The organism is Streptomyces sp. NPDC002446, from assembly GCF_053595675.1.
Genome location: NZ_JBSFYC010000026.1, coordinates 89,191 through 99,026, shown reverse-complemented (window position 1 = coordinate 99,026; position 9,836 = coordinate 89,191). Strand labels below are relative to the sequence as shown.

Annotated in this window: 9 protein-coding genes; all 9 read left to right on the top strand. The window is 72.8% G+C overall.

What is annotated here, in order from left to right; translation table 11 throughout:
* Positions 1-175: 175 nt before the first annotated feature.
* Positions 176-1,126, top strand: a complete 951-nt coding sequence (locus ACWD6P_RS17315; RefSeq protein ID WP_451444944.1) for a hypothetical protein — start codon at positions 176-178, stop codon at positions 1,124-1,126.
* 156 nt (positions 1,127-1,282) lie between these two features.
* Entirely contained in the window at positions 1,283-1,723 is a 441-nt protein-coding gene (locus tag ACWD6P_RS17310) for a hypothetical protein (RefSeq protein WP_451444943.1), read from the top strand.
* 110 nt (positions 1,724-1,833) lie between these two features.
* The gene (locus ACWD6P_RS17305) at positions 1,834-2,214 is read left to right on the top strand and encodes a hypothetical protein (protein ID WP_451444942.1); all 381 of its coding nucleotides are present in this window, start codon (positions 1,834-1,836) and stop codon (positions 2,212-2,214) included.
* Between the two features lie 76 nt (positions 2,215-2,290).
* Positions 2,291-3,343 (top strand): zinc-dependent alcohol dehydrogenase family protein, encoded by a 1,053-nt coding sequence (locus ACWD6P_RS17300; RefSeq protein WP_451444941.1) that lies wholly within the window; start codon positions 2,291-2,293, stop codon positions 3,341-3,343.
* 134 nt (positions 3,344-3,477) lie between these two features.
* Positions 3,478-3,906, top strand: a complete 429-nt coding sequence (locus tag ACWD6P_RS17295) for a DUF6234 family protein (RefSeq protein ID WP_451444940.1) — start codon at positions 3,478-3,480, stop codon at positions 3,904-3,906.
* Between the two features lie 218 nt (positions 3,907-4,124).
* Entirely contained in the window at positions 4,125-6,572 is a 2,448-nt protein-coding gene (locus ACWD6P_RS17290) for a SpoIIE family protein phosphatase (RefSeq protein WP_451444947.1), read from the top strand.
* A gap of 1 nt (position 6,573) precedes the next feature.
* Positions 6,574-7,674 (top strand): sugar ABC transporter substrate-binding protein, encoded by a 1,101-nt coding sequence (locus tag ACWD6P_RS17285; protein WP_451444939.1) that lies wholly within the window; start codon positions 6,574-6,576, stop codon positions 7,672-7,674.
* A 12-nt stretch (positions 7,675-7,686) separates the two neighbouring features.
* Positions 7,687-8,466, top strand: a complete 780-nt coding sequence (locus tag ACWD6P_RS17280) for an ATP-binding cassette domain-containing protein (RefSeq protein ID WP_451444938.1) — start codon at positions 7,687-7,689, stop codon at positions 8,464-8,466.
* Entirely contained in the window at positions 8,448-9,743 is a 1,296-nt protein-coding gene (locus ACWD6P_RS17275) for a sugar ABC transporter permease (RefSeq protein ID WP_451444937.1), read from the top strand. Before ACWD6P_RS17280 ends, ACWD6P_RS17275 begins: the two co-directional genes overlap by 19 nt.
* The last annotated feature ends 93 nt before the right edge of the window (positions 9,744-9,836 follow it).

Here is a 9,836-nt window from a genome sequence, read left to right as displayed (position 1 = left end):
GCCCCCCCCCACACCTCTACAAACCTCCAACCCCACTTTTACCCCCCCCTGCTTTTTCCCTTTGTGCTGTTTCTCCACAGGGGCGGGGTCGGTGCAAGGCACGCCGCCGCCCTTCGCGGGCCGCTCCGCCCGCACCCGAACCGATGACGCCCCACCCCGGAAGGCCACCGCGGACATGCCCGCCTTCAGACGCCGTAAAGGCAGCCGTGCCCGTCTGGTCCCCGAGCTCGACGACCTCGATCTGGGCAAGGTCCGCCGACGCGTCGAGACCTGCTGGTCCCGCGGCTCGCTCGACACCGCCGTGATGGCCCTGATGGCGAACGTGATCGACGACGCCGGCCAGGACTGGGACCGCAAGGCCCATCGCCTCCAGGTGCTGGCCGGGAGCGCGGGGCGGGCGCTGCCCGGCATCTGGCGGCAGCACAGCCCGCGCAACCAGGGCGCCCTGCTGCTCCACGCCTGGTCGGATCTGCTCCAGGCCCAGCAGCAGGGCTCCGTCGCCGGTCTGGACGAGACCCGCGAGACCTGCCGGCTGGCGGCCGAACTGCTTCCCGCCGACCCCACGCCCTGGACCCTGTACCTGGCCGCACTCCGGCTGGAGCGGCGCCCGTCCAGCGAGATGTCGGCGATCTGGCGCGAGATCAAGGCGCGCGACCCGTGGAACCGGGAGGCCCACCTCCAGGCCCTGGGCTACCTCTCGCCGGACGAGTGCGGCTCCAGCGCCATGGTGCTGGACCTGCTCGACGGCGTCCGCTCCGTCATGCCGCCCGATGCCCCCGTCGCCGGTCTGGAGCTCACCGCGCTCGTCCGTACCCATCTGCGAGCCGTTGCTCCCGGCGGCCTGACGGCGCTCGGCGCGGGCGAGATCTGGCGCCGCCCCGACGCCACCCGGGCGCTCGACCATGCGGCGCACTACTGGCCGCGCCCGGGGTTCCTGCACCACGCGGCGGCGCTGGCCGATCTGAACACACTGGCCTTCGCGCTGATCAAGTCCGCACGGATCACCGACGCGGCGACCGTGCTGCGCGCCACTGAGGGCATCGGGACGCCCTGGCCGTGGAGCACGGACGGCGATCCGCTGGAGCGGTTCTCGCACTACTTCGGCCGCGCCACCTCGGCGAACTGACGAGGCCTCGCGAACTGACGCAGCATTGTGCGGTTTAAGGACCATATGCCCGCCCACTAGCCAAAACGGGTGGAATTGCGGCCTCTTTCCGGTCTCTCCGGAGTGCCCCGATGTCGTCCAGGGAACCCCTTCCTGGAAGAGCGTTGGGAGACCCGCATGCGCGACACCGTCAGCACCGGCCGCTCCGCGGCGACCGGTGGCTGGCGCGTACTGCTGTTCCTCGCGCTGCTGGCCCTGCTGCACGCCGCGCTCACCACCGGCGCTTCCGACGCAGCGGCGCTGGAGACCCACGGCTGTCTGACCCGCGCCGGCGCCTCCCTGGTGCCCGGCCCCGCCGAGCGGCCGTGCGTCGCCGCGGCGCCGGTGCTGGCGTCGAACGGGGACGGCGACAAGCGCCCGGGCAGTGGCTTCCGGCGCATGTGCGAGGCGTCGGTCTGCCATCTGCGCCACCCCGTCCCGACCGGGCCCGGTGGCAAGGCGATCCGGGAATCCGCCGTGACGGAGAGCGTCGGCGCACCGAGCGACGCCTCTTCCTGGGCCGTCATCACGGCCGCCGCCGCCCCCTCGCCGACGCGGGTGACCGTCCTGCGCTGCTGATCCGCCCCGGCCGCACCCGCGCTCCCTTCCGCCCCTCGACGGGGCCGACGGGGGCGGTCGCGGCCTGCCGCCGTCAGCTCTCACGCTTTCCGCATCGCAGGAGATCCGGCATGCCCATCGACATCTTCGCCGCCCTTGGTGCGCTCGTACGCGCCGAGGCCTCGCGCACCGCCCCCAAGGCCAAGCCCACGACGACGACCACCCCGCACACCGACAAGCCCCCGGCCCAGCGCCCGAGCACGCCGGAGCCCCCGCCCGCCAGGTCGTCGGGCGCGGCGCCGGGAGGACCGCCCGGCGGATCGCCCGGCGGGTCGCCCGGCGGACCGTCGACCGGGGCGCCAGTCGCCGCGTCCGGTGCCGCCTCCGCCGCCGCGTCCTCCGGCCGGGACCACCCCCGCTCGAAGCTGCTGCGGAAACTGAAGGCGCTCACCTCGGTCGTGCAGAAGGCCCGCACCGGCTCCGCCGACGGGCGCAGGCCCTCCCGGTCCTGACGAAGACGCCACGGCCGCCGGGCCGTAGCGCCGGCCGCCGTTTGTCCCGCGCACGGCCGGGCGCGATCCTGGACCCATGGCCGATCACCCGGCCGGGAACCCCGCTTCGGCCCCCGGCACGGACACCGTCCGCGGCTGGGCCGTCCGGCGGCCCGGTCCGATCGCCTCCGGCCCGCTGGCCTCCGTCCGGCGCCCCCTGCCCGAGCCGGGCCCCGACGAGCTGCTGCTGCGGGTGGAGGCCTGCGGGGTGTGCCGTACGGATCTGCATCTGGCGGAGGGCGACCTGGCTCCGCGCCGCCCGGCGACCGTACCCGGCCATGAGATCGTCGGGAGGGTGGTCGCCACCGGGGAGGTGGTCAGCGGTTTCCGCGTCGGCGACCGGGCGGGCGGCGCCTGGCTGCGCGGCACCTGCGGAGACTGCCGGTACTGCCGTGCCGGGCGGGAGAACCTCTGCCCGGCGTCCCGGTACACCGGCTGGGACGCCGACGGCGGCTTCGCCGAGGCCGCCCTCGTGCCGGCCGACTACGCCTATCCGCTCCCGGACACCGAGCCCGCCCCGGAGCTGGCGCCACTGCTGTGCGCCGGGATCATCGGCTACCGGGCGCTGCGCCGCAGCGCGCTGCCGCCGGGCGGCCGGCTGGGCATCTACGGGTTCGGCGCCTCGGCGCATCTGGCCGCGCAGGTCGCGCTGCCCGAAGGGGCGAGGGTCCATGTGCTGACCCGGTCGGCGCAGGCCCGTGAACTCGCCCTCGGCCTGGGCGCCTCCTCGGCCGGCGACGCCTACGAGCATCCGCCCGAGCCACTGGACTCGGCGATCCTCTTCGCACCGGTGGGTGATCTCGTGCCGGTGGCCCTCGAAGCGCTGGACCGGTCGGGCACCCTCGCCATCGCCGGGATCCACCTCACCGACGTGCCCGCGCTGAACTACCAGCGCCACCTCTTCCACGAGCGGAACCTGCGCAGCGTGAGCTCCAACACCCGCGACGACGGCCGGGAGTTCCTCCGTACCGCCGCCCGCATCGGCATCCGGGTCACCGTCAGCCCCTACCCGTTGAGCCGCGCCCCCGAGGCACTCGCCGACCTGGCCGCCGACCGGGTCCACGGGGCGGCGGTACTGATCCCCGGTTGACCGGAAGGGCCGGAAGGGCCGGATCCGTTTCCTGACGGAGCGTCAATGCGGCGGATTCGCCGCGCGGGCCGCCGTGTCCACATGAGTACGCGTACTCATGTACCGCCCCGTATCCACTGGCGACACTCACGGGCATGAACACCTCCACCACCCCAGCGAGACGTCGCGTCGACCGAGGCGCGGATGTGGGTGCGGCCATCGGGCTGCTGCTGCTCCAGGCGCTCGTCCTGGCCTTGATCTTCGCCAAGTGGTTCACGTCCGGGTGGAGCTTCGATCCGGGCAGGCCGGGCGTCACCGATTCCCTGACGGGTTACCTGTGGGCCGCGGGTGCGGTCGGCCTGACCATGCCGCTGTCCGCGGCCGTCGCCGCGCGCAGGGGCGCTTCGGTGACGGCGTGGGCCCAGGGCTGCCTGGCCGCGCTGCTCGCCGTGGTGCTGTGGAGCGGGGCGGTCTACCAGCAGCGCGAGGACCAGCGCAAACACCCCTCCGAGCCGACGTTCTCCGGCCAGGTCGGCTGCCGCAGCGGCGGCGACAACAGCGAGTGCGAGGGCACCAGCGGGTGACCGGACGCCTCGCTCACGCACCGTAACCCCCCGCGGTCGCCCCGCCGACTGGCTCGCCTCTCCTCACATGCCGCACCATGGGGTAAAGGGGTGTAAAAGGCGGTAAATTTCGGAATATCCGATGAGGCGGTGGCGGGGTCGACGCCCTTGCCCCGAGGGCGGATACGACGACCGTGGCTTGTGACGACGGCTTCCCACGTACGGAGGCGGTGCAGGTAGTGACCGCGCGGGTACTTGGGTCTTCCGGGGCTGAGCTGACCGCCGTCTACGTGCCGGCCGAAGGGGACGGCGATCTTCAGCTGGCCGAGATGGTCGGGGGCTCCGGCGTCCCCTACGCACTGCCGACGAGCTACCCGCTGTCCGGTGACTCCCCGGTCGCCGCGGCCTTCCGCACCGGCCTGCCGCAGTGGGTGAGCCCGGCCGAGCTCGGCGAGCTGGGTGCCACCGCCTCTCCGGACAGCGTCGGCGCGGTCTCGCTCGGCGTGCTGCCGCTGGGCGGGGACGCCCGGCGGCTGGGCTGCCTGGTCGTCGTCGACCAGACGGCACACGCCTTCGACGCCGACCGCCGCCACCTCCTGGAGCTGCACGCCGACCAGGTGGCCGCGGGGCTGGAGGCGGTCGAGGCACGGGTGATGGCCCGGACGGAGCGGCGTTCGCTGCTGGGGCCGGGGCTGGACACCCTCCGGGGCGGTGCCTTCACGCTGGTGCTGCACACCGGGCGGATGGAGGCGGACGCCCAGGTGCTGGAGCTGTTCGGGATCGACCCGCCGGAGTTCGACCGGCGGGTGGAGACGCTGCTGGAGCGCACCGCGCCGGACGACATCCCGGCCCTGATGTCGATCGTGGAGCCCGGCGGGGTGCCGGTCGCCGGTCAGCAGCTGTCGTTCCGGATCCGCCGGCCCAACGGTGAACTGCGCTGGCTGAGTCTGCGCTGCCGGGTGCTGACCGGCAGCGACGGGGTGCCGGAGCGGATGCTCGGAGTGGTCGCGGACGCCTCGTATCTGCGCCCGAGTGCCGACGAGGTCTCCATCGTGCAGCGGCTGTCGACGACGCTGGCCGGGGCGACGACCCTGCGGGACGTCAGCCGGGCGGTGATCGCCGCCCTGCGTGCGCCGCTCGCCGCCAGCCGGGTGGCGGTCGCCGAGCTGGAGGCCGACCGGCTGGTGGTCACCGCCCTCGACCCGCCGCAACCCGACTCCTGGCCCGCGTCCTGGCAGGCGGAGTGGCGCACCGAGTGGCCGGACGCGTCGTGCCAGTCGCTGCCCACGCTGGAGGGCGTGCTGCGGGCCGGCCATGTCGCCCTGTGGCCCCCGGGGGCGGCCCTCGAACCGGGGCTGGCGGGTATCGGGCCGGGCGGTCTGGCCGTACTGCCGCTGCCGGCCGACGGCCGCATCGTGGGGGTGTGTCTGGTCGGGTGGGACGCGGAGCACCACTTCGGACCGGAGGAGCGCTCGCTGCTGACCGCGACCGCGGGTCTGGTGGGGCAGGCCCTGGTGCGCGCCCATGCGCTGGACGCCGGGCATGAGCTCGCGACGATGCTCCAGCGCAGTCTGCTGCCCCGCAAGCTGCCGAAGCTGGCCGGCGGGGAGGCCGCGGTCCGCTATCTGCCCGCCACGATGGGACTGGAGGTCGGCGGCGACTGGTATGACGTCATTCCGCTCTCCGACGGCCATGTGGCGCTCATCATCGGCGATGTGGAGGGGCACAGCGCGGGGGCCGCGACGATCATGGGTCAGATGCGCACGGCCATCCGGGCCTACGCGGTGGAGGGCCATCCGTCCGACGTGGTGATCTCCCATGCCAACCGCCTGCTCCTCGGCATGGAGACCGATCTCTTCGCCACCTGCTGCTATGTGGACCTGGACATGGAGGAGGGCATCGCCTGGTTCGTGCGGGCCGGGCATCTGCCGCCGTTGCTGCGGTACCCCGACGGCAGCACCGAGGCCATGTCGGTCGAGGGCGGGCCGCCGCTGGGCGTCGCCGAGGATGCGGAGTTTCCGCTGACCGAGGTCGGGCTGGCACCCGGCACCGTGCTGGTCCTGCTCACGGACGGGCTGGCCGAGTCGTCCAGCCTCACCCTGGAGGACGGCATCCGCCGCGCACGTGACGTACTCGGTGCCGCCGATCCGGCCGATACCGGGCGGCTCGCCGACGCCCTGCTCGGCAGTGCGAAGCGGCGCGACGACGATGTGGCGGTGCTGGTTCTGCGCTACGACGGGATGCGGGTCCGCCCGACCCGGGCCCGCTGGGCGGTGTGGCGGCTGCCCGACGCCGTCATGCACGCCCGCCGCTTCACCGGGCGCACACTGCGCGCGTGGGGCGTGACGGAGGAGCTGGACGTGGCGCTGCTGGTGGTGTCCGAGCTGGTCACCAACGCCATCGCGCACACGCAGGGCGAGGTGCAGCTGGATCTGACGCTCGCCGCCGACCGGCTGCGGATCGCCGTGAACGACGCCTCACCGCGGGCGCCGGTCAAGCCGGTGAGCGTCGACTGGGAGTCCACCGGAGGCCGCGGGCTGCTGCTCGTCTCGGCGATGTCGGCGTCCTGGGGCTCGGTGCCGCTGAGCGGCGGCAAGCAGGTGTGGAGCGAGATCAGCCTGCAGCCGGGCGAACGGATCGGCACGGCGCGGGGGGCCGGCACGGCGGAGGGTGAGGAGGTGCCCTGAGATGAATCCCCGTCTGCGCGGGACCGCGGCGATCCTGGCCGGGCTGTGCCTGATGGCCGGGCCGGCGGCCTGCGGCGAGGCCGGTGAGGTGCACCGGCATCCCGGGTCCGGGCCCGATGGGCCGCCGCGGATCGGTGTGCTGCTCCCGGACAACCACTGGCGCTTCTACCACTTCGACAAGCCCCTGATGGCGAAGAAGATCCACCAGCTGTGCCCCGAGTGCAAGGTGGACATCGTCAGCGCGGAGCACGACATCGCCACCCAGCAGGCCCAGATGGACGCGATGATCACCAAGCGGGCGGATGTCCTGGTCCTCGACGCGGTCGACTCCCGGTCTCTGCGCGCCCCGGTCGAGCACGCCCGCCGGTCCGGCGTCCATGTGGTCGCCTACGACCGCCTCGCGGAAGGGCCCATCTCCGCGTATGTCTCCTTCGACGGCGCGAAGGTAGGCCGCCTCCAGGCCGACGCGCTGCTGCGGGCACTCGGCGACAAGGCCCGCAACAGCCAGATCGTCATGATGAACGGCGCGGCCACCGACCCCAACTCGGCCTGGTTCGAGGAGGGCGCGCTGTCCGTCCTGCGGGGCAAGGTGCACATCGGCAAGGCGTACGACACCGCCGGCTGGCGCCAGGAGGCCGCGAACGCCAATATGTCCGCCGCCATCTCGGCCCTCGGCGCCGACCACATCGACGGCGTCTACTCCGCCAACGACGGCCTCGCCACCGGCATCATCGCCGCCCTCAAGGCCGCGAAGGTCTCTCCGCTGCCCCCGATCACCGGGCAGGACGCCCAGCTCGACGCGATCCAGCGGATCGTCGCGGGCGAGCAGATCATGACCGTGCTCAAGCCCTACGCACCCGAGGCCGACACCGCCGCCACCATGGCCGTCGCGCTGGCCCGCGGCAAGAGCCTGAAAGGCATCACCACGCACCACGTCAACAGCCCCACCGCGCGCGGCATTCCGGCGGTGCTGCTCACCCCCATTCCGGTGACCGTGAAGAACATCAAGGAGACCGTGGTCAAGAACGGGATGTACACGATCGACCAGATCTGCACTCCCAAGTACGCGTCCGCCTGCGCCAAGGCCGGGCTCACCAGGTAAGGCAGGTTCCCCATGACGGCACCACCGCTGCTGGCGCTGCGCGGAGTCTTCAAGCGGTACGGCGCGGTCCAGGCGCTGGCCGATGTCGAACTGGACGTGCGTGCCGGGCAGGTGGTCGCGCTGGTCGGGGACAACGGGGCGGGCAAGTCCACACTCATCAAGGTGATCTCCGGGGTCGACCCGGCCGATGCCGGAACCGTCGAGTGGGAGGGCCGCCCGGTCCGCATCACCCGCCCCCACGAGGCCCAGGACCTGGGCATCGCCACCGTCTTCCAGGACCTCGCACTGTGCGACAACCTCGATGTGGTCGGCAATGTCTTCCTCGGCCGGGAGATCCACCGGGCCGGGATCCTCGACGAGGTGGAGATGGAGCGCCGCACCCTGGAGCTGCTCGACGCGCTCGCCATCCGGATGCCCGACGTCCGGCTGCCGGTCGCCTCGCTGTCCGGGGGCCAGCGGCAGACCGTCGCGATCTCCCGCTCGATGCTCGGCGAGCCGCGGCTCGTCCTGCTCGACGAGCCCACCGCGTCGCTGGGCATCGAGCAGACCGCGCAGGTCCTCGACCTGGTCGAGCAGCTCCGCGAGCGGCGTCTCGGGGTGCTGCTGATCAGCCACAACCTGGGGGACGTGAAGGCCGTCGCGGACTGGATCGCGGTGCTGCGGCTCGGCCGTAACAACGGCTTCTTCGATGTGGGCACGACCTCCCACGAGCAGATCATCTCCTCCATCACCGGGGCCACCGACAACGCGGTGACGCGGCGCAAGGCGCAGGGATGGGAGGGGGACCGGTGAGCCGGCCGTGGACGGCGGCGCTGCGCGGTATCCGGCCGGCCCGCCCCGACGGCGGGCCGCCTAAGGGTCACGGCGGCGGGCCCCCCAAGGGGCACGGCGGGCAGAACCCGCTGCAGATCCTGCGGCGCCGGTTCCACGCCGGTGAGCTCGGCTCGGTCCCCGTCGTCCTCGGGCTGCTCGTGGTGTGGATCATCTTCCAGAGCCTCAACGCGAACTTCCTCTCACCGCGCAATCTGTCCAACCTGAGCGTGGACATCGTCGGCATCGGGATGATCTCGACCGGCGTCGTCTTCGTGCTGCTGCTCGGTGAGATCGATCTGTCCGTCGGCTCGGTGAGCGGTCTGGCCGCGGCCGCGTTCGCGGTGCTGAACGTGCAGCACGGCGTGCCGGAACCGTTCGCCCTGCTGTTCGCGGTGCTGGCCGGCACGGTGATCGGGGCCGTCCAGGGGTTCTTCTTCGCCAAGGTCGGGGTGCCCGCGTTCGTGGTGACCCTCGCGGGCCTGCTGGGCTGGAACGGGCTGATGCTCTACGTCCTGGGCTACAGCGGCACCATCAACCTCGACGACCGGGGCCTGGTCGCCATGCTGACCAGCTTCTACTTCACCAACGTGGCCGCCGCGTACGGCGTGGCGGTGATCGGCACCGCCGGGTACTTCCTCGCCTCGTACCTGGACGTACGGCGTCGCAGGGCCGCCGGGGTGCCGGCCAGGCCGCTCGGCGAGATCGCGGTGCGCACCGGTGTGCTGGCGGCGGTCTCCCTGGCCGCGGCCTGGGTGCTCAACCAGTACCAGGGCCTGCCGCTGGCCCTGCTGATCTTCCTCGTCTTCCTCGTCGGTCTCGACCACGTACTGCGCCGTACCCGCTACGGACGGATGATCTTCGCGCTGGGCGGCAGCGTGGAGGCCGCCCGGCGCACCGGCCTCAATGTGGATCGGGTGCGGATCTCGGTGTTCATGGTGTCGGGCACGATGGCCGCGATCGGCGGGCTGTTCCTGGCCTCACGCGTCACCTCGGCCACCCAGACCTCGGGGACGGGAATTCTGCTGATGGACGCCATCGCGGCCGCGGTCATCGGCGGCACCAGCCTCTTCGGCGGCCGGGGCCGGACCTGGTCCGCGCTGCTCGGTGTGCTGGTCATCCAGTCGATCGCCTCCGGGGTGGCGCTGATGGGCATCCAGACCGCCGCCCAGTTCATGATCACGGGCGGGGTGCTGCTGGTCGCGGTGGTCATCGACTCGCTGTCCCGGCGCGCCCAGAAGGCGCACGGCCGGGTGTGACGGCGTCGCCGTGCGCGCGGAGCGGCCCCGGGCGGACGCTGGAGGTGTGGCGGCGGACGACCGGGCCGGCCACTGCCGCCGCAGGAGAGGAGC